The organism is Clostridium sp. CTA-19 (assembly GCF_054767855.1).
In genome coordinates this window covers 38,704-58,532 of sequence record NZ_BAAABH010000020.1, presented here as the reverse complement: position 1 = coordinate 58,532, position 19,829 = coordinate 38,704, and the positions used below count along the sequence as shown (strand labels likewise).

Sequence of the window (19,829 nt, the reverse complement as noted above, 5' to 3'; positions counted from 1 at the left end):
ATCATTCCTTTCTGTTATCTTAGTGGCTTGAACAATCACTATTATAACAAAAGTATGATGCTCTTTTCTTAAGAACTTAATCTCACCCGCATAGCGGGCGGTTTTTAGTTTCGGGCATTATCACGCCCTCAACATGTTAAAACAATAATCAAATACCACTATAATAATCTTTAATTTTGTGGTGTTATAATTGAGTCCTTTTGTGGCATTTTTTCCCCATCTATATCCTTAAAATAAAGTGGTAATCCCTCTGCAAAAATCAGACAAATATTCTTAGTCGGATCTTGACGTTGATGCTGTATGTGCAAATGTGGTTCAGATGTTGAGCCTGTGTTTCCAACTCTTCCAATAAATTGTCCTTCCTCCACCTTGTCACCTACTTTTACATGCACACTATCCTTTTTTAAATGATTCAATAACAAAAAAGTACCTGTTTTATCTACTTTTATATAAACATGATTACCTTCCATAGATAAAAATTCTTCCGTATTGGGCAGTATATCTTCCTCTTTATCATATGCTGCTATAATCGTTCCAGAAACTGGTGAAATAACTTCTTTATCATATATTCCGTAATCACTAATATTTTTGCTACCTATGCTTTCCGGTTCCATAACTAAATCATACGCCCATCTTTCAGACCCCCATATAGAGTGAGGCAAATTTACCTCTACAGTATCTCCACCCCATCCAACAATAGTTTTTTCCTTTAATGGCCATTTCACTGTAATTGATGGATTTACTTTATCAATATTAGCCGGATATTCAACTTTCAAAACATTTATTAACATCAGTATTGGAAATGCAATAAAAATTGATAAAATAATAGAAATTATAGATGCACCATATTTTCTTTTTCTTATTAAACATTTAATAAAAATTAGTAAATTTAAAAATAGTAATATGATACCAATAGGTGCAAAAACTAATTTAGCTAGTGCCCAAGCTATAACACCTACAATTCCATGAACTAAAAAAACACTTCCCCATAAAACAATTAAAATAATAAACATTATATAGTTTAGTATGTTAATAAAATTTATTTTTTTCATTTTTCTCTCCTTTTTTTATTTTCTCTTATAACCAATGTAAGAGAAAATAACATTTCCCTAACAACTTGTATTAAGCAGTCCCTTTGTTAATAAATTTACTAGGTCACTTCTATCTTATCTAATATATACCTAGCCTATTTTATTTTCATTATTAAGAACTAGTTAGGTTCAGCATTACTAGTAGTGTCTATAAATATCAATCCATCATACCTCTCACTTAAAACTTGCGATTTTAAGCTAGCCTTTTCATTTACAAAGTTTGCACCAATATCATGATACATTTGTGATGCTAATAATATGTCTAATAGATATTTATCTTTACTACAAGATTGAAAATCTATAAAGAACACAGGTGAAATTTTTGAAAAAATATATGCTCCTGAACCTTTCTCAGATGATGGAAGTGTACATTTTTCAACTGTACGGTTTCCAGTTTCCTTATTGCATACTACAGCATTAAAATCTCCTTTATTAAATTCAAATCCAATAATATATATTTTATCTTTATACATGTCATATAAATTAGAGCCCATTCTTTTTATATTTCCTGTCTCATATTCTTTATCTAAATTACTAAAATTATCTATTTGCTTTGCTACATGTGTATTATGGGCCCATATCATAATTTTGCTATTTTCCTTTTCATGATTTAAAATCCATTTTATATTTTCTGCCATATATTTATCTCTTTTATTTTCTTTTTCAAAATCACTACTTTTTTCACCAAAAATATCATAAAACTCACATATGATTTTCAAATTTTGATTGTTTATTTCATATTTTTCTTTTGAAGATTTTTTAATATATTCATCCTTTTTTTTATCACAATTATTTATTATTTCTTTGATATCATTAATAGGCAGTTTTTTCTCTACAACATAATCTAGTTTTTTATCATTAAATTCCTCAAGTTTAGAGTGAAATTTGACTTCATAATCTGGATCTACATTTTTTAAATAATCTATAACATTTGTAGCTGCCAAACTACTTGATTGCATATCGAAACCATAAAATTTAATTTTATTTTCATGAGCTTTATTATATTCTCTCATCCACTCTACCATTTCTAACACTTCTTTAGTGTTCCATGTCCAAAAATTCATTGCCGCTACAGCTTCTTTTGCATCTCCCTTTTCATACAAAATATAATCATTTATTTTTACACAATCAGGCATAGATGCTTCTATACCAAAAATATTATAATCCATCTCTTCAACGAGAAACTGAAACATTCTATGCTTCATTTGGAAAAATTCTTTTGTCCCATGAGTTGCTTCTCCCATAGCAACAATTTTTTTATCTTTTAATATATTTTTTAAAGGCATTAAATCTTCAAAACCATTATTATATTTTACAGTCTTTAATTCTATTTTCTTACTTTTCAAGGCTTGTATAGCTTTGTTTTCTTTATATTTTTCATACTTAATATTTAATACCGTTCCTAGTGTTGTAATCATAAATGCACAAATTAATATACCTATAATTTTTTTCAATGATGTATCCCCCTTTAACAAAGATAATCTTTTCTTCTCCATAAAAATGTACTTATAACTAAACTTATAGTTAAAAACATTCCTAAGCTAATATAAAAACTTATAGGTGCATTATTCCCTAAAGCATAGAAACCATATGTTGTTGTGTAATTAATAAATTCAAAAAGTTTAGTGTGAAATCCTAATGCTATTATTGAAGCAATAATAGCGAAAATTGAAATTACAAAATTGCTTATTATAGTACCAATAACTACTGATAAGCCTAAAACACATAAACATATAACAAATTGTATAATATAAAATTTTATAGTATATAAAAAAGCCTGCATCATTGAAAATTCATATTGAATATTATAAAACTTAACTTTTGATACTTTAGGCATAAATAAATATCCAAAAATTGTACTTATTGCAAACACTATAAATACAAATATAAAAGTTACTAAAGCTAATGCTATTATCTTACTTATTATAAATTCATGTTTTTTATATGGTCTTGTTGCATATATTCTAAAAGCTCCCATATATATTTCATGACTAATTGAGTTTATATACATAATAGGCAATATTATATACATTAATTCTAATCTTACTCCATAAAATATAAATGGCGCAAAATTAAGTCTGTTTAATTCTACATTATAATTTACTGCATCATATGAACCAGCTGGATATGCATATCTCCATATACAAGATACAATTGTAATAACTATGCAAAATACAAGCAATAATATAGTTTGCCTATTTTTCCATATTCTCTGAAATTCTGAAGCTATTAATCTATTCATTTTAATTTCTCCTTAAATATAATAATCTCTGTCATTAAATGAACTCAGTCCAATTAAATAAAATACTATTCCGTGAAAAGCAATAGAAGTTATCATGATTCCAATTCCTTTTTGAGATTTTGAAAGCAAATGATCTATACCTAAATATTGAATTCTTGTTAGACAAGAAAAGTTTAAAATTTCATATATACTTGATCCTTTACTTGTAAAAATTAAAGACAACTCTGGTAACATCACTGATATAAACATGAATATCAAACTCAATGTTACCGCTTCTATAGCAGTTTTAGATATTACTGATATACACATAATAACTGATATAAAAGCAGCTAAAACTATACATGTAACAATATAATATTTAATATTGTAAGAAATACTTTCACTTATCATAAAAGTTCTTAAACAATATGGAAACTTAACATTTTCATGTGGCAAAGCTAAATATCCTAAAAAAGTACTTAAAAGAAAATTTACAGTTAAAAATAAAAACATAGTACTTACTATAACTAGATATTTTGCTTTGAAAATTTCATCAAAACAAATATTTCTTGTCATTACCATCCTTAACTGTCCAGTTCTATATTCATTTGTTACAGCCATGACAATAAAGATAATTACCATAATATCAAAAATACTTACTATTTGATTTTTAAGTAAGCTACTTGGAAAGTTTAATGCTGAAATATATTTAATATTGTCTGGTTTAATACCAATATTATTTTTAATAGAAGATTTAATAAAATATATTAAATTTAATACTGTAGTTATAAATAAAATCCATGTAACCTTTCTTCTCCACAACTTTTGCCATTCACTAATAAATAAATTTTTCATAATTATATCCACCACCTAATATTTGCTTACCAATTTTATAAATGCATCTTCTAATCTGCCATTATCACTAACACTCTCTAGTTCTTTTTTACTACCCTCCCATATAAGGTTTCCTTCATTTATTACAATAAATCTATTACAAACTTGTTGTAATTCGTCTAAAAGATGACTGGATATTAAAAAACTTATTTTCTTTTCTCTTTGAAGTTTAAATATAAGGTTTCTTAAATCTCTCATACCTATAGGATCTAATCCATTAGCCGGTTCATCTAAAATAATTATTTCTGGATTATTTAAAAGTGCTTGCGCAATTCCTAACCTTTGTTTCATTCCTAAAGAATAAGTTTTAACTTTATCATCACCTCTACTTTGAAGGTCTACTATTTTTAAAACTTCTTCCACTTTTTCTTTTTGTTCAGCCTTTGACATATCTGGGTTCAGCATAGCTAAATTTTGTAGATTTTTTCTTCCTGACATAAATGGGAAAAATACAGGTTCTTCTACTATTGCGCCAAGATTCAATAATGCACTTTTTCTTTGTTTAACAACATCTATGCCATTTATTTTTACTTCCCCTTTTGTTGGAGAAATTAAATTTGTAATAATTCTAATTAAAGTAGTTTTTCCCGCACCATTAGGCCCTAAAAAACCACAAATGTCACCTTTATAAATATCAAAGGAAATATCACTTAATATAGTTCTATTTTTTATTTTTTTACTTACACCTTTTATTTCTATTTTTTTCTCTAACATAAACTCTCCCCCTAATTTTGTTATTTTTGTAAACAATAAGAATTATAAAGGGAATTTTTAAAGGTTTTATAAAGTTTTTAATTTTTCCATGAAAATAAGCCCAGTATTTTACTGAGCTTATTACACTATTTAAAGCTTAAATTAACATCTCCATTATTTAACTTAACCTTTAAAATATTACTAGAGCCTTCATTTCTTTCGGCCTGTTTTTCATATTGTTTATCATTTATTTTAATTTTTCCAAAGTCACTTTTAATATCATAATCATAGTCTTCTTTGTTTAAAGAAGTATTAATTAACACATTTCCATATTTTGAATTTATTTCTGATGTACCTTTAAACTCACCATTAATTTCTGCATTTCCATTAGTTAAATTCATTTTTAAATCATTTGTTTGTAATGCATTTGCATACACTTTCCCATAATTATTAACTATATTAGCATTTCCGCTATTCATGCTATCAATCTTTAGTTCACCATTTTTAATATCAATATTTAACACTTCACTTTTATTATTAGAAAGGTCATTGTTACCATAACTATTTTTTAAAGTATAATTCTTAGTAGATACATTATTTCCAATATACTTACCATTATTTAAAGTTACATCTAACCCATTACAATTAACATTTTCAAGTTTAACTCCACCGTATTTATTAGAAACATTAATATTTTGAGCTTTAATATTACTGGCATTTAACTTACCATTATTCATGTTCATATTAATAGTACTACTGGCTTCTAAACCATCTACTGTTATATTTCCAAAATAAGAGTTTATATCTGCTACATCACTTTCAGTTGGACAAATATTTATATTTCCAAATCTAGATGTTATTTTTAATTCTTTAGATTTCATTTCCTTTGGAGCATATATTTTAATGTAACTTTTATCTTGATTATTTTCTTCAAACCCTAAATTTATATTAAAGTTATTTTTGCTTTGCACACTTTGTTTTATAATTAGTTTTTTATCTTTTACACTATAAGAAATTTTTCCACTACTTTGTGGAACATCAAATTCTAATTCATATTTATCTGACTTTAAAAATTCTATATTAGAGTTACATTCAACTTCAATACTATTAAACTCCTCTAGCGAAATAGTTTCTTTATATCTTTCCTTTGAATTATTTATGACTAAACCATCTTTTATATTTAAACTTATATCTTTTGAACCACCTAATAAATATCCACTATAAGTCATTATGCTTCCTGCACATATCATACCAATAGCTATAATTGCTATTCTTTTTCTAACTTTTTTATTCATAATTTCCTTTAACCCCCCTTCTCTTTTTAGCCTTATTTAATATCTTATTTGTTGTATTAGCTATAAATCTGAAGCCTTTGTTTGCTAAATATGTTATAGGTAGAAAAATTAAAGCATCAATTCCAACTACTACAATTCCTCCACCGATAAATATAAGTGCTGTTGGTATATCTTTAAAAATCACAACAATTCCTGAAATAACTGCAACTATTCCGGCTCCGCCCATAGCTATCATAGTTAATAAAAATGCAATAATAATAGCTATTATTGCAATTCCAATAGCTCCTACAGTTAAGAAGATTGCTATTGTTAATGGTAGTGCTATTGGTGCTGCAAAAACTGCCAATATAGCAAACCAAACTGCTGAAATCCCTTTTTTAGTAGAGTTAGGCTTTAAAGACATATCTTTAAGTGAATAATCCGCTAATATTTGTGATGCTATATCACATGGAGAACCTAAAGATTCTATAATTTCCTGTTCATCCTCTATACCAGCTTCATCAAAATATTCATTATAGTAATTTAAAGCATCTTCAATTTCATCTTTAGGTAATCTTTTTAGTTTAGACTTCAATTCACTAATAAATTCTACTCTATTCATCAATTATCCCTCCCTTTAAAACTTTATCAACTTTACTTTTATAATCATTCCACTCATTAAAATACTCTTTAAATTTTATTTTGCCTTCTTCTGTTACTTTATAATAACGTCTATTTCTACCTTGAAAAGGTTGATCATAGGTTTTTAAGCATCCTTCCTTTTGTAACCTCCTAAGCACTGGATATAATGTAGATTCAGAAATATTCATAATTTCTCTAACTTGCTGAGTTAGCACATATCCATACGTATCTTCTTTCATTAGGATGGCTAATACGCATGCATCTAATAAAGCAGCTCCTAACTGAAAAGCCATTTTTTGTCCTCCTTATTTTATTAATATAGGGATAACTTTAAATACTAAAAATATCTTTTTATTTATAATAAAATTCTATAAGTTACTTTAACTTTATTATTTTACCCTATAATATTATATCTTTATATATATTATACGTCGTATAATATTAGAATGTCAATAATATACTTTTTATAAAAATAAAAGGTAGCTTAGTAAGCTACCTTTTATTTTTATATTTTAACGGTATTATCTTTATCTAAAGTATTATTTTCACTTAATATATTTCCTATTGGTTTGCTTGAATCTAATGGTTTTAATGCTATACCTGTATAACCATAAAATGCTGAAACTAGTGGATTAATAAACCCTAAAAAGTGAAATGGTGCATAAGCAAAAGCACTTACCCCTAAGGTTGTAAAGTAAATTGCACCACAGGTTGACCATGGTACTAACCCAGAAGTTAAAGTTCCTGCATCTTCTAAAACTCTCGATAAATTTGTAGGATGTAAGTTTAATTTTTCATATACAGGCTTGTACATTTGCCCCGGAATAACTATTGACATATATTGATCTGCTGCCATAAAATTCATAGCTATACAACTTACTATATTGGATAAAATAATACTTCCTCTGCTATGACAGTGTTTAAGTATTACAGATATTATAGTATCTAAACAACCTATTCTCTTAACTAGTCCGCCAAAAGCTAATGCACACATAACAAGAGAAATTGTTTCCATCATTGAAAGTAATCCTCCTCTATTTAAAAGAGAATCTACCATTGCATTTCCAGTACTTAGTTGAACTCCATAAAATAATGCATGTAAAACTTCTGATATACTATTTCCTTGTGAAAATGCAAATATTGTTCCTATCGTAGCACCGCCTATCATTCCTGGTATGGCAGGAACTTTAAATATTATCATTAATATTACTGATAAAGGTGCAATAAAAATTAATGGACTTATATGAAATGTTGCCAATATAGTCTTTGATATAGCATCAATTTGAGTTGTGTCTACAACAGCACCTTTATATTTAAGACCAATAAGACCAAACAAACTTACTGCTATTGTAAAACTTGGTATTGTTGTGTAAAGCATATGCCTTATATGTTCAAAAACATTTGTTCCAACTACTCCAGCAGCTAAATTTGTACTATCTGATAATGGTGATAGTTTATCTCCAAAGGACGCTCCACTTACAACTGCTCCTGCTACTATAGGTGCTGGTATACCAAGCCCAGCTCCAATTCCCATTGCTGCTGTTCCCATAGTTCCTGCTGTAGTCCATGCACTACCAGTTGACACTGATACTATGGCACATATCACTGGTAGTAAAAATAAAAACATTGTTGGTGTAAACATTTTCAACCCATAGTATATCATACCTGGAACTACTCCACCTGCAATCCAAGTTCCAACCAAACACCCCACTATCATAATGATAAAATTAGCTTGCATAGCCATAGAATTAGTTTCTATCATGGCCTTCTCCATATCATCCCAACTGATTCCTAAAAATTTACCTATAAAAGCTGTTATTACACAGCATATAATTAAAGGAATTTGTGGTGCAGAGTCAAATACAATTACACCTAATAACATAAATACTATTAACGAAATAAATGGTATTAAAGATACCATAAGCGATGGTTTTTTACACATTTTGTCACCTTCCATGAAAGTCTCCCCCTTTTTATAAGTTAAAATTATATTTGAATTTGTATTGATTATAATTTTATTTAAAAATTTTTCAAAATAATATTTATGCGATTTTATTTTCTTTTAGTATAAATATACCACAATAACTATAAAATTTATAGAATATTTTAAATTTTATAAAACTAATATCATCTTATTAGTTTTATAAATCTTTAATCTTAGCGGTTATCTAAAAATAGATTTTCTAAATCTTCTAATGTTATATTTATGTTTTTCAATATACTGTTGCATAACTATACACTATAATTTTAACTGTATTATTATTGAATTTATATTATATTTTTTCATTTCAATTTTAAGTTCTCTACTATTATAGGGAAACAAGCTCAAATTTAAATTTATTCAATAACTTTAAAATATTTTTATACAAAATATAGTGTTGAATTTCAAGTGATTCAGAGCATGTCTCACTATTTTAGGTATCCAAGTTTTGGAATGGATAATTTTTAAAGTCAACTTGGAACCCTATATAGTTTTGAAATGAATTTTTAATTTATGCATTTATCAAATAAGAAAATCTAAGATTAATATTTTACTACTACTTAACAGCTTACTTTAGTTAAGAATGTATAGTTGAAATTTAAAATTTATTATCTTTATCTTTTAATATTATAAATCTAGGGTTATAATATTAGGTACTCTATTGTTATAAGTTTTTCATAATTTGTTTAAACTTATAAATAGTGTCATAGAAAAATTTTGTTTTTACAGCCTTTGAAGGGAGGATTTTTTATGAACGATGAATTAAAAAAAGAACTAGAATTCGGTATAGAAAAAGAAAAATTATCAGAGGTAATTGAGTTAATTAATAATGAAATATTGATATACTTAGATAAAAGAAAAGAAATTGTTGACTACATAGTTGAGTATAGAAAGAACATCTTAGATGACTATAAAGATGACGAAGATAAATTAATTGATTACTTTGACCATGAAAGGTATGTAAAAGAAGAAGCCTTTAAATCTATTGATACAAAACTTAAGGAACTTAATATACTTAAAACTTCTCCTTACTTTGGAAATGTTGAATTTAGAGAAGAGGATTTTGGAATAGATAAAATATATGTAGGTAGATTTGGTGTTACTCCATATAATACCTTTGAACCGGTTGTCGTTGACTGGAGAGCCCCTGTATCATCATTATTTTATCATGGTTCTTTAGGAGAAAGTCAGTATAATGCTCCTATGGGAAAAGTTGATGTAAATATATTAGGTAGACGTCAATTCATAATAAAAAAAGGCATTCTTGAAGGAATGTTTGATTCTGCAGTAAATGTAAATGATGATATACTTCAAATGGTATTAAGTAAGAATTCATCCCAAAAATTAAAAGATATTATAATGACAATACAAAGTGAACAAGATGAAATTATAAGAGAAGATAAATATAAAGCACTTGTTGTTGATGGTGTTGCTGGTAGTGGTAAAACTACTATTGCTCTTCATAGAGTGGCATACCTTTTATATAACAACAGAGAATCTTTAGAAAATAAAGTTCTTATACTTGGTCCCAATCACATATTTATGGATTATATATCTGATGTACTTCCTAGCCTTGGAGAAAGCGGAGTAAAACAATCTACATTTATAGATTTTGCTCTTGAAGTTTTAGATTTAGAAGAAGCTTTTTCATTAAAAGACGTTATGGAAAAAGTATTTAACGGTGATAAAACATTTATAGAAGACATTGCTTATAAATCTTCCATAGATTTCAAAAACTCACTAGATACATATATAGAGTCTCTGAATGCTAACTTATTTAAATATGAAGATATATCCCTTAGAGGTAATTTAGTTATAAGTAAAGAAGATATTCAAAATATGTTTGAAGAAGATTTTAAATATATGCCTTTATTCAAACGTAGCAAAAGAATTAAAAGAATAATTTTTTCTAAACTTAAAGATGCTAGAGATACAGAATTTAGAGCTATTGAAAATAATTTTAAGGCTATCAAATCAAAACTCTCTAAAGATGAATTAATTTTAGAAATAAATGATTTAGATTTCAAAAGAAAAATTGCAATACAAGAACTTATAAAAGATTTAATAGAACTAAAAAAATCTTTATCTTATTTAAATTCGCCAGATATTATTGATCTTTATACTGAGTTCAATACCAGCTTAGATTTAACAGAATTAGATTTAGCTGCAATTCTATATCTTAAAGTTAAATTAGAAGGATTTAAGTTAAAAGATGACATAAAACACGTTGTAATAGATGAGGCACAGGATTATTCTCCAGTCCAATTTGCTACGATAAGAGAAATTACCAAGTGCAATTCATTTACAATTGTTGGTGATAGCAATCAACGTCTATTACCTTTAAATGGTGAACCAGCTATGTTAACTTTAGCTAACTACTTAAATGACCTAAAAGTCTCTAATTATAAATTAGATAAAAGCTATCGTTCCACTAAAGAAATAATGGACTATGCTAATAATTTTCTAAATGAAGATAAAATAGTTCCATTAGTTCGTTCTGGTGAACAAGTTGAAAAAACTATTGCTAATTCCAAATCTGAATTAGAATCACAAATAATAGCTATTGCTCAAAAAATGAGAGATGAAAATTTAGAAAATATAGCTATAGTAACCTATGATGAAAATGAAGCATTAGAGTTAAGCTCTATGTTGCAAAATAAATTGAACTTTAAATTAATTAATAAGGACTATATAAAATACACTCATGGAATTACAATAATACCTTCATATTTTGCAAAAGGATTAGAATTTGATGGTGTTGTAATAATTGAAAGTAATAAATATAAAAATAATTACTACGATAATATAAAAAAATTAAGATATGTGATGGCCACTAGAGCCCTTCACAAATTAGCTATAATATCTACAAAATAATAAGGACACCTTAGGTGTCCTTTATTTTATCTCTTTCCATCCTTTTATTTCTTTAATTCCAAGACCTGGCTCATCATTTAATATTATTTTATTTTTTTCAAAAGTCGCTCCACCTACTATAGGGTCTTCTTCAAATATAAGCATAGTGTCTAAATCTGAGGTTATCATATTGTCTTTAGCCATTGCCATACTAGCAGCAGCAGTTATACCTATTTTACTTTCTATCATGCATCCCATCATACATTTTATATCCATAGTCTCTGCCATATTATATATTTTTATTGCATTATGGATTCCTCCACTTTTCATAAGTTTTAAATTTATATAATCGCAAGTTCTATTTTTTATTACTCTAAAAGCCTCTGCGCTAGAATATCCAAATACAGATTCATCAGCTAAAATCATAGTATCCACACTATCTTTAACTTGTTTTAAACCTTCTATATCCCAATACTTAACTGGTTGCTCTACAAAATCTATATCAAGTCCTATTTCTTCACATTTTCTTATTATCTTTATTGCTTCTTTTGCACTCCATGCCCCACTACCATCTATTCTTATTCTTGCAGATTTTCTTATGGACTTTTTAATAGCCTGAAGAATTTCAATATCCTTTTCAAAACTTCCATAACCTAACTTAATTTTCAAATCTGCATAGCCATTAAGCATAGCTTCTAATGAATTTTTAGCCATATTTTCAATAGAATCATTCATTATAGTGGTATCTGTTATAGTAAAGTTTGTATTTCCTCCTAAAAATTTATATAAAGGCTCATTATATTTCTTGCCTGCTAAATCATAAAGTGCTATATCTATAGCAGCCTTGGCGCTTGGATTTCTTCTAATAACTTTTTCCATAGTGGCTATTATAGACTCTAGCGAGCTAATTTCCATCCCCTTTATATAATCTTCTATATATCTTATAGCCCCAATTATAGAATTTTCTGTCTCTCCAGTAACCATTGGTGCTGGAGCTGCACTACCATAACCAATTTCACCGGTATCAGTTATAATTTTTATAACAACTTCTTCAGAAGTTGTTATTTCTCTTGTTGGAAGCTTATACTTTCTTTTTAACGGTATATCTATTTTACCTATTTTTATTTCTTTTATTTTCATAATAAAAACCTCACAATGAAATTTAATTTTTACTTTATAATACTATTTAAAATAAAAGCATATTATTCCAATTAAATGCTCATTATAAATTTATTTTTACTTAATAAAATTAAATAAAAATAACTGAGTATACATATTAAGTATATCAGTATATTTATTTAACATTTTAAATTTTCAGACTTAAAAGTCTGTATTAGGTTATCTTTTGTAAAAAGAAAATTAGAATCAGTGAACTTACAATAAATACATTCATGATCAAGATTGCAGAACAAATACTAATTGATTTATTACTTATTATTTTAAATTCTTTATTTTTCAAAGCACCTTCAGCATTATTTGATAGCTTTTTTAGACTACTTAAAGAACTTATAAAGCTTATAAATATAAGACTAAAAGCTAATATTATTGAAGGACTTTCTATAAACACTAATAAAATTATAGCCGTAATTAAAGATACCATCGATAAAAAAATCATAATACACTCCTAAATAATTATTAAATTTCTTTTAACTTATTAACAGTATATTTATATTATAACATCGTCTTCCTATTTTATCCATATATTTTATAATATTTTTAAAAAATATTGAATTTTATAAAGATTTTATTTGTTTCCAAATTTTTAACTTATTTTAAAAATTAAAAATAAACACCTAAGAAAAATTCTTAGGTGTTTCTATTATTTTATTAATTATTTTGCTAATTCATATAATGCATATGCATATATTTTTGAAATTCTTATCAATTCTTCTATATCTATATATTCATTTGGTTGATGAACTGTGCTTGGCTGTCCTATAAATGTTGGTCCAAATGCTACTGTGTTAGGCATTTCTTTAGCATAAGTACCTCCTCCTATTGAAACAAATTTAGCTTCTTCATCCATTTGTTCACTATAAGCCTTTGCTAACTTTTGAATTAATGGGTGATCTGTTTCGAAATATAATGGCTCTTGATGTGAGAAGTTTTCCATCATTATTCCTGTAGTTCCTAAAGTTGTACATAATGGAGTCATCATATCATCTAAAGTTTTTGTAACTGGATATCTTAAGTTTAATGTAGTTGATCCACTTTTTCTATTTAAATTAATTTTTCCTAAATTAAATGATAATGTTCCTGATGGCTCATCTTCAAGATAAACTCCGAAGCTCTTTCCATCTACTTCCATACCAACTTTTTCATCAAAGAATTTAACATAATCAGATACTTCATCATTTCTTAAATCTAAAGTTGCTAAACATGTAATTAATTGCATTATAGCATTTTTTCCTTGTTCTGGTGTACTTCCGTGTCCAGAAACTCCTATAGATTTAATAATTGCTTTATTACCTTCTATGTTAACTGTTATTTCATATTTTTTGTCTTTTGCAAATTCTTCTACTGTATTTTTAACTTCTTCAGCATTGGCACAAGTTAAAATTGCTTCGCAATAATCTGGAACCATATTTGCAGCATTTCCACCAACTATGCTTTCAATTATAACTTTACCATCTTTATCACATGGTACAAAATTTTTAACTAAGTCAAATATTGTTATACCCTTTTCCCCATTTATTATTGGGAAATCAGCATCTGGTGTAAATGCTAATACTGGTGCTTTTTCTTTTTTTAAGTAATATGGAATGTCTTCCCCGCCAGTTTCCTCATTTGTTCCAAATATAACTCTTATTCTTTTTGACATTGGAAGATTTGAATCTTTTATTGCTTTTAATGCATATAAACAAGCAACAACCGGTCCTTTATCATCAGAGGTTCCTCTTCCATACATTTTTCCGTCATGTATCTCAGCAGCATATGGTGGATACATCCATCCATCTCCTTCTGGAACTAAGTCTAAGTGTCCAAGGGATGCAACGTATTCTTCACCTTCTCCGATTTCTGCATATCCTGCATATCCATCAACATTAACTGTTTTAAAGCCTAACTTTTCTGATATCTTTAAAGCACATTGTAAGGCCTTATCTACATCTTCTCCAAAAGGCATGCCTGGTTTAGCTTCACCTTCCAAACTTCTTATTTTAACAAGTTCTGCTGTTGAGGCAATAATTTCATTACGCATAGCGTCAATTCTTTGATTAATATCCATATATACAACTTCCTTTCTTGGAAAATAATTTTTAACATTTTGTTAACTTATAATTTAATTATTGCACTTTTCATGAACAAACTCAATAATTAAATAAAAAATATTTTTATTTAATTGAAAAATTATTATTTTTTTAATTTATATTTATTTAAAATAAATAATCCTTTAAAACACTTATATGTATTTTAAAGGATTATTTTATTATTTAAGTTTTCCCCATCTACTAAAAGGGTTTATTACAAACCTTGCCTTTCCTTGTATATATTTATAATTTATGTAAGGATTATCCCAACTTCTTGCATCTAATGACGTAGCCCTATTATCCCCCGCAAAAAGATAACAATGTTCAGGAACATCAAAAACTCCAGTCTTATCACTATTATTAACCACATAAGGCTCTTCTAACTTCTTATTATTTATATAAACAGTTCCATCATTTTTAAATTCAACATGATCATTTGGAAGCCCTACTACCCTTTTAACTAAATCTTCATCTCGTTCTTTTGATTTAAAAACTATTATTTCTCCTCTTTCAATTGATTTCTCACCATAAATTCTCGTACAAAATATAACATCATCTAATTGTATTGTTGGTAACATTGAACCTGTAGGAACTTTTATATTAAAAAAAATTAATTTGTTAGTTACCTCTGCTATTATTAATGCTATTAAAATTATCCCCAGCCATTCTTTTATAACCTTCTTCATACTTTCTCCCCTAACTATATTTAATAATTTTATTTTACATTATTTAAAGTTATCTGTTAAGAAACTCCATAATTAAAAGCTATATTAAAACTTAAATTTTAATATAGCTTTTAATTATTTATCTAATTTTCCCCATCTACTAAAAGGCATTATTACAAATTTAGCTCTTCCTTTTATATCTTTATAATTTATGTAAGGATTATCCCAACTTCTTGCATCTAATGATGTAGCCCTATTATCCCCTGCAAAAAGATAACAATGTTCAGGAACATCAAAAATTCCAGTCTTATCACTATTATTAACTACATAAGGCTCTTCTAACTTCTTATTGTTTATATAAACAGTTCCATCATTTTTAAATTCAACATGATCATTTGGAAGTCCTATTACTCTTTTAACCAAGTCATCTTCTAATTCTTTTGATTCAAAAACTATTATTTCTCCTCTTTTAATAGACTTTTCACCATAAATTTTTGTACAAAATATGGTATCATCTAACTGTATTGTTGGTAACATTGATCCAGTTGTTACTTTTATATTAAAAAAAATAAATTTATTAGTTACCCCTGCTATTATTAATGCTACTATAATTATCCATAACCAATCTTTTATAAACTTCTTCATTTTTTCTCCTCCCCCTGCATTTATATGTATATTTTACATTATTTAAAGTTATCTGTTAAGAAAATTTATCATTAAATAATAAAAATAAATAATAAGAAAGCTATACTAAAATTTTAATATAGCTTTCAATGTTAATTCAATTTTCCCCATCTACTAAATGGGCTTATTACAAACCTTGCTTTTCCTTTTATATCTTTATAATTTATATACGGATTATCCCAATATCTTGCATCCAATGAATTATTTCTATTGTCTCCACAAAATACATAGCAGTCTTCTGGAACATCAAAAATAGCTTCTTTATTACTATTGTATACTACATAATCCTCTTCAACTATTTTGCCATTAATGTACATAGTTCCATCAGCTTTTATTTCAATGTGATCACCTGGAAGACCTATAAGTCTTTTTATTAAATCTTCTTCCAATTCTTCTGATTTAAATACTATAATATCTCCTCTTTGAAGTGATTCTTGACTATGAATTCTAGTAACAAATATCTTATCCCTAGGCTTTATAGTTGGATACATAGATTCTGTTGGGACATTAACATTAAAGAATATAAATCTGTTTACCAAAAATGCTAAAAAAACAGCACATAAAATTGGTATTCCCCACTCTTTAAAAAACTTTTCAAGTAATTCCAAGTATTTCACTCCTATCTATATAATATGTATATATACTTTTAAAATCACTTTTTAATTATATCATAAAGAAATAACAAATTCTTTTTTATTTAATTAATTTTCATATTAAAATAAAAAACACTATGAAACTCATAATGTTTTTATTTTAAAACTATTTTCCAATATCTTTTCTATAATATATTCCATCAAAATGTACTTTATTTATGCTATCATAAGCTTTATTTCTTGCTTCCTCTAATGTTTTTCCTATTGTGGTTACCCCTAGTACTCTTCCACCACTAGTTAATAATTTTCCGTTTTTTTCTTCTGCTCCTGCAAAAAAAGTTTTAGCTTTAACTTTGTTTACTCCCGTTATCTCAAAACCATTTTCATATTTTATTGGATATCCCTTTGATGAAGCTATAACACAACAAGCATGCTGATTTTTAAATAAAACTTTAGTATTTTTTAAGTTTTTATCTATGGCACTATTTATTAATTCTACTAAATCACTTTCCATAAGAGGAAGTACTACTTGTGTTTCAGGATCTCCCATTCTAACATTATATTCAAGTAAATATATACCTTTTTTAGTTATCATAATTCCGAAAAATATTATACCAATATAATCTAACTTTTCTTTTTTTATACCGTTTAATGTTGGTATCATTATATGTTGTGTAAAATCTTTCAAAACTTCCTCATTACAATATGGATTTGGAGCAATTGTGCCCATTCCCCCTGTATTAGGTCCTTTATTGCCATCATTTATGGCTTTATGATCTTTTGCAGATATAAATGGTATTATCACTTCACCATCTGTTATAGAAAGTATAGATGCTTCAACACCTTCTAAAAATTCCTCTATAACTAAACCATCTCCAGCATTGCCTAAAATTTTATCTTCCATAAAATCTTTTACTGCTTTTATTGCCTCTTCTCTTTTTTCTGCTATAACAACGCCTTTACCTGCTGCTAGACCATCTGCTTTTATAACCACTGGCAAAGTACAATTTTCAACATAGTTTAATGCTTCTTTTAAATTATAAAACTTACTATACTCTGCAGTTTTTACGCCATATTTTTTCATGAAATCTTTTGAAAATGCTTTACTACCTTCTAATTGTGCTGCTTCTTTACTAGGTCCAAAAATCCTAAGTCCTTTTTCTTTAAATTTATCTACGATTCCTTCACAAAGCTTTTTTTCTGGTCCTACAACCGTTAGTTCAATATCATTAGTTTGTGCAAAATTTACTAAGTCATCTATATTGTCTATATCTATATTCTCGCATTTATTCTCAAAATAAGTTCCACCATTTCCTTTAGAACAATATATTTTTTCAACTATGGGATTTTGTGCCATTTTATATGCTAATGCATGCTCTCTACCACCATTACCTACTAACAATATCTTCATTGTTCACTCTCCTAAACTTTAGTTAGTAACTATTTAATCTACTCTCAGTTTTAATGTTTAAAATGTCTTATTCCACTAAATACCATACTTATTCCATACTCATTACAGGCATCTATTGATTCTTGATCTCTTAACGACCCACCAGGTTGAATTATAGTTTTTATATTTGATTTTGCTATTTCATCTACACAATCCCTAAATGGGAAGAATGCATCAGAAGCCAATACTGTAGCCCCTTCGCCTCTTTCAAGCGCTTGCTTTGTTGCCCATATTCTATTAACTTGTCCACCTGCTATACCTACAGCTTTTTTATCTTTAGATACAACTATGGCATTAGATTTTACATATTTACAAACTTTCATTGCAAACATTAACTCTTCCATTTCTTCATTACTTGGTTTTTCCTTTGTAACTACTTTTAAATCATCATACATTCTCTTATCTAATTCTTGAACCAATAAACCACCGTCTATAGATATAATTTCTTTTTTATCATTTGGCTTTGATGTACATTGTATAACCCTTAAATTTTTCTTTTCTTTTAAGATTGTGATAGCTTCTTCTGTAAAATCCGGAGCTATTACAATTTCTAAAAATGTCTTTATCATTTCTTTTGCTGTTTCTTTATCAATACTCCTATTTATTGCTACTATTCCTCCAAATATTGATACTGGATCACAACTATGTGCTTTTTTATAAGCATCTATTACAGTATTTCCAATAGCCACTCCACATGGTGTATTATGTTTTAATCCACAACAAGCTATTTCTTCAAACTCATTTACAACTTTCCATGCAATGTCCATATCTTTTATATTATTGTAAGATAGTTCTTTTCCATTTAATTTAACTATATTATTAAGCATTCCTAGTCCATTAGTATTTTTATAAACCATTGCGCCTTGATGACTATTCTCACCATATCTTAAATTATTTTCTTTTATATATGAAGCAGTAAAATAGTTTTCTTCATCATCTTCTTCAAGTAAAAATTTGCATATTGCTGCATCATAGGCAGTAGTTAAATTAAATACTTTTGCTGCAAAGTTTTTTCTTGTTTTATAATCTACATCACCATTGTCGCTAATTTGTTTTATAACAGTTTCATAGTCTTTAATATCACTAACAACGAGAACATCTTTAAAATTCTTTGCAGCACTTCTTAGCATACTTGGACCACCTATATCAATAAATTCTATTTTTTCTTCAAAAGCTAAATCTTCTTTAGCTTTTTCAAAGAAAGGATATAAGTTTACACAAACTAAATCTATAGCTTCTATTTTTCTTTCTTTTAATGTGTCCATATGACTTTTATTATCTCTAATTGCCAGTATACCACCATGTATATTAGGATGAATGGTTTTAACTCTTCCATCTAACATCTCATCAGCTTTTGTTATTTCACAGACCTCTTTTACATCTATATGATTTTCTTTTAAATATTTATAAGTTCCACCACTTGATATTATTTCAACATCATTTTTTTGAAGAAATTTTACAAACTCTAGTATATTTGTTTTATCAAATACACTTATTAATGCTCTTTTTATCATCAATATCACCCTTTAATTTTTATAGT

Annotated in this window: 18 protein-coding genes; 1 reads left to right on the top strand and 17 read right to left on the bottom strand. The window is 27.2% G+C overall.

The window, feature by feature from the left end; translation table 11 throughout:
- Positions 1–170 precede the first annotated feature (170 nt).
- The 9 genes from ACYUE0_RS12085 to nhaC all read right to left on the bottom strand — a co-directional run bounded on the left by ACYUE0_RS12085 (position 171) and on the right by nhaC (position 8,772).
- Complete coding sequence (locus tag ACYUE0_RS12085; RefSeq protein WP_082761097.1) at positions 171–1,052, bottom strand: M23 family metallopeptidase; 882 nt, start codon at positions 1,050–1,052, stop codon at positions 171–173.
- A 158-nt stretch (positions 1,053–1,210) separates the two neighbouring features.
- Positions 1,211–2,545 (bottom strand): erythromycin esterase family protein, encoded by a 1,335-nt coding sequence (locus ACYUE0_RS12080; protein WP_460270751.1) that lies wholly within the window; start codon positions 2,543–2,545, stop codon positions 1,211–1,213.
- 14 nt (positions 2,546–2,559) lie between these two features.
- On the bottom strand, positions 2,560–3,333 hold the full coding sequence (locus tag ACYUE0_RS12075; RefSeq protein ID WP_460270750.1) for an ABC transporter permease: 774 nt from the start codon (positions 3,331–3,333) through the stop codon (positions 2,560–2,562).
- 12 nt (positions 3,334–3,345) lie between these two features.
- Complete coding sequence (locus tag ACYUE0_RS12070) at positions 3,346–4,167, bottom strand: ABC transporter permease (RefSeq protein WP_460270748.1); 822 nt, start codon at positions 4,165–4,167, stop codon at positions 3,346–3,348.
- Between the two features lie 15 nt (positions 4,168–4,182).
- Positions 4,183–4,920 (bottom strand): ABC transporter ATP-binding protein, encoded by a 738-nt coding sequence (locus tag ACYUE0_RS12065; protein ID WP_061994197.1) that lies wholly within the window; start codon positions 4,918–4,920, stop codon positions 4,183–4,185.
- Positions 4,921–5,045: 125 nt separating this feature from the next.
- Positions 5,046–6,194 (bottom strand): DUF4097 family beta strand repeat-containing protein, encoded by a 1,149-nt coding sequence (locus ACYUE0_RS12060; RefSeq protein ID WP_199868994.1) that lies wholly within the window; start codon positions 6,192–6,194, stop codon positions 5,046–5,048.
- Positions 6,187–6,795 carry a DUF1700 domain-containing protein gene (locus ACYUE0_RS12055; protein WP_460270747.1) on the bottom strand — a complete coding sequence of 203 codons (609 nt, stop codon included), beginning with the start codon at positions 6,793–6,795 and terminating at the stop codon, positions 6,187–6,189. Before ACYUE0_RS12055 ends, ACYUE0_RS12060 begins: the two co-directional genes overlap by 8 nt.
- Positions 6,788–7,108 (bottom strand): PadR family transcriptional regulator, encoded by a 321-nt coding sequence (locus ACYUE0_RS12050; protein WP_010294439.1) that lies wholly within the window; start codon positions 7,106–7,108, stop codon positions 6,788–6,790. The genes ACYUE0_RS12055 and ACYUE0_RS12050 overlap by 8 nt, the downstream gene beginning before the upstream one ends.
- Positions 7,109–7,320: 212 nt before the next feature.
- Entirely contained in the window at positions 7,321–8,772 is a 1,452-nt protein-coding gene (nhaC, locus tag ACYUE0_RS12045) for a Na+/H+ antiporter NhaC (protein ID WP_199868990.1), read from the bottom strand.
- 774 nt (positions 8,773–9,546) lie between these two features.
- Between nhaC and ACYUE0_RS12040 the strand changes: the two genes are divergently transcribed.
- Positions 9,547–11,670: a HelD family protein gene (locus tag ACYUE0_RS12040; protein WP_199868989.1), complete on the top strand. Its 2,124-nt coding sequence runs from the start codon at positions 9,547–9,549 to the stop codon at positions 11,668–11,670.
- A 21-nt stretch (positions 11,671–11,691) separates the two neighbouring features.
- Here ACYUE0_RS12040 and ACYUE0_RS12035 read toward each other — a convergent pair whose 3' ends face one another.
- The 8 genes from ACYUE0_RS12035 to purH all read right to left on the bottom strand — a co-directional run bounded on the left by ACYUE0_RS12035 (position 11,692) and on the right by purH (position 19,803).
- Positions 11,692–12,789, bottom strand: coding sequence for a mandelate racemase/muconate lactonizing enzyme family protein (locus ACYUE0_RS12035; protein WP_460270745.1), 1,098 nt, complete (start codon positions 12,787–12,789; stop codon positions 11,692–11,694).
- A gap of 193 nt (positions 12,790–12,982) precedes the next feature.
- The gene (locus tag ACYUE0_RS12030; protein ID WP_460270744.1) at positions 12,983–13,264 is read right to left on the bottom strand and encodes a hypothetical protein; all 282 of its coding nucleotides are present in this window, start codon (positions 13,262–13,264) and stop codon (positions 12,983–12,985) included.
- Positions 13,265–13,480: 216 nt separating this feature from the next.
- Entirely contained in the window at positions 13,481–14,875 is a 1,395-nt protein-coding gene (gene pepV, locus ACYUE0_RS12025) for a dipeptidase PepV (protein ID WP_460270743.1), read from the bottom strand.
- A gap of 201 nt (positions 14,876–15,076) precedes the next feature.
- The gene (lepB, locus tag ACYUE0_RS12020; protein ID WP_061994205.1) at positions 15,077–15,583 is read right to left on the bottom strand and encodes a signal peptidase I; all 507 of its coding nucleotides are present in this window, start codon (positions 15,581–15,583) and stop codon (positions 15,077–15,079) included.
- Between the two features lie 114 nt (positions 15,584–15,697).
- Entirely contained in the window at positions 15,698–16,207 is a 510-nt protein-coding gene (gene lepB, locus ACYUE0_RS12015) for a signal peptidase I (RefSeq protein WP_061994206.1), read from the bottom strand.
- A gap of 131 nt (positions 16,208–16,338) precedes the next feature.
- Complete coding sequence (gene lepB, locus ACYUE0_RS12010; protein WP_460270742.1) at positions 16,339–16,854, bottom strand: signal peptidase I; 516 nt, start codon at positions 16,852–16,854, stop codon at positions 16,339–16,341.
- A gap of 151 nt (positions 16,855–17,005) precedes the next feature.
- Positions 17,006–18,250, bottom strand: coding sequence for a phosphoribosylamine--glycine ligase (purD, locus tag ACYUE0_RS12005; RefSeq protein WP_460270741.1), 1,245 nt, complete (start codon positions 18,248–18,250; stop codon positions 17,006–17,008).
- 50 nt (positions 18,251–18,300) lie between these two features.
- Positions 18,301–19,803, bottom strand: coding sequence for a bifunctional phosphoribosylaminoimidazolecarboxamide formyltransferase/IMP cyclohydrolase (gene purH, locus ACYUE0_RS12000; RefSeq protein ID WP_460270740.1), 1,503 nt, complete (start codon positions 19,801–19,803; stop codon positions 18,301–18,303).
- Between the last annotated feature and the right edge of the window lie 26 nt (positions 19,804–19,829).

Excerpts from the sequence above, each read along its gene's own strand:
- ACYUE0_RS12030 (WP_460270744.1), bottom strand. The coding sequence starts at position 13,264 with ATGATTTTTTTATCGATGGTATCTTTAATTACGGCTATAATTTTATTA.
- ACYUE0_RS12035 (WP_460270745.1), bottom strand. The coding sequence starts at position 12,789 with ATGAAAATAAAAGAAATAAAAATAGGTAAAATAGATATACCGTTAAAA.
- ACYUE0_RS12070 (WP_460270748.1), bottom strand. The coding sequence starts at position 4,167 with ATGAAAAATTTATTTATTAGTGAATGGCAAAAGTTGTGGAGAAGAAAG.
- purD (WP_460270741.1), bottom strand. The coding sequence starts at position 18,250 with ATGAAGATATTGTTAGTAGGTAATGGTGGTAGAGAGCATGCATTAGCA.
- ACYUE0_RS12060 (WP_199868994.1), bottom strand. The coding sequence starts at position 6,194 with ATGAATAAAAAAGTTAGAAAAAGAATAGCAATTATAGCTATTGGTATG.
- ACYUE0_RS12065 (WP_061994197.1), bottom strand. The coding sequence starts at position 4,920 with ATGTTAGAGAAAAAAATAGAAATAAAAGGTGTAAGTAAAAAAATAAAA.
- ACYUE0_RS12055 (WP_460270747.1), bottom strand. The coding sequence starts at position 6,795 with ATGAATAGAGTAGAATTTATTAGTGAATTGAAGTCTAAACTAAAAAGA.
- lepB (WP_061994206.1), bottom strand. The coding sequence starts at position 16,207 with ATGAAGAAGTTTATAAAAGATTGGTTATGGATAATTATAGTAGCATTA.
- ACYUE0_RS12085 (WP_082761097.1), bottom strand. The coding sequence starts at position 1,052 with ATGAAAAAAATAAATTTTATTAACATACTAAACTATATAATGTTTATT.
- ACYUE0_RS12050 (WP_010294439.1), bottom strand. The coding sequence starts at position 7,108 with ATGGCTTTTCAGTTAGGAGCTGCTTTATTAGATGCATGCGTATTAGCC.
- lepB (WP_061994205.1), bottom strand. The coding sequence starts at position 15,583 with ATGAAGAAGGTTATAAAAGAATGGCTGGGGATAATTTTAATAGCATTA.
- pepV (WP_460270743.1), bottom strand. The coding sequence starts at position 14,875 with ATGGATATTAATCAAAGAATTGACGCTATGCGTAATGAAATTATTGCC.
- nhaC (WP_199868990.1), bottom strand. The coding sequence starts at position 8,772 with ATGGAAGGTGACAAAATGTGTAAAAAACCATCGCTTATGGTATCTTTA.
- ACYUE0_RS12075 (WP_460270750.1), bottom strand. The coding sequence starts at position 3,333 with ATGAATAGATTAATAGCTTCAGAATTTCAGAGAATATGGAAAAATAGG.
- purH (WP_460270740.1), bottom strand. The coding sequence starts at position 19,803 with ATGATAAAAAGAGCATTAATAAGTGTATTTGATAAAACAAATATACTA.
- ACYUE0_RS12040 (WP_199868989.1), top strand. The coding sequence starts at position 9,547 with ATGAACGATGAATTAAAAAAAGAACTAGAATTCGGTATAGAAAAAGAA.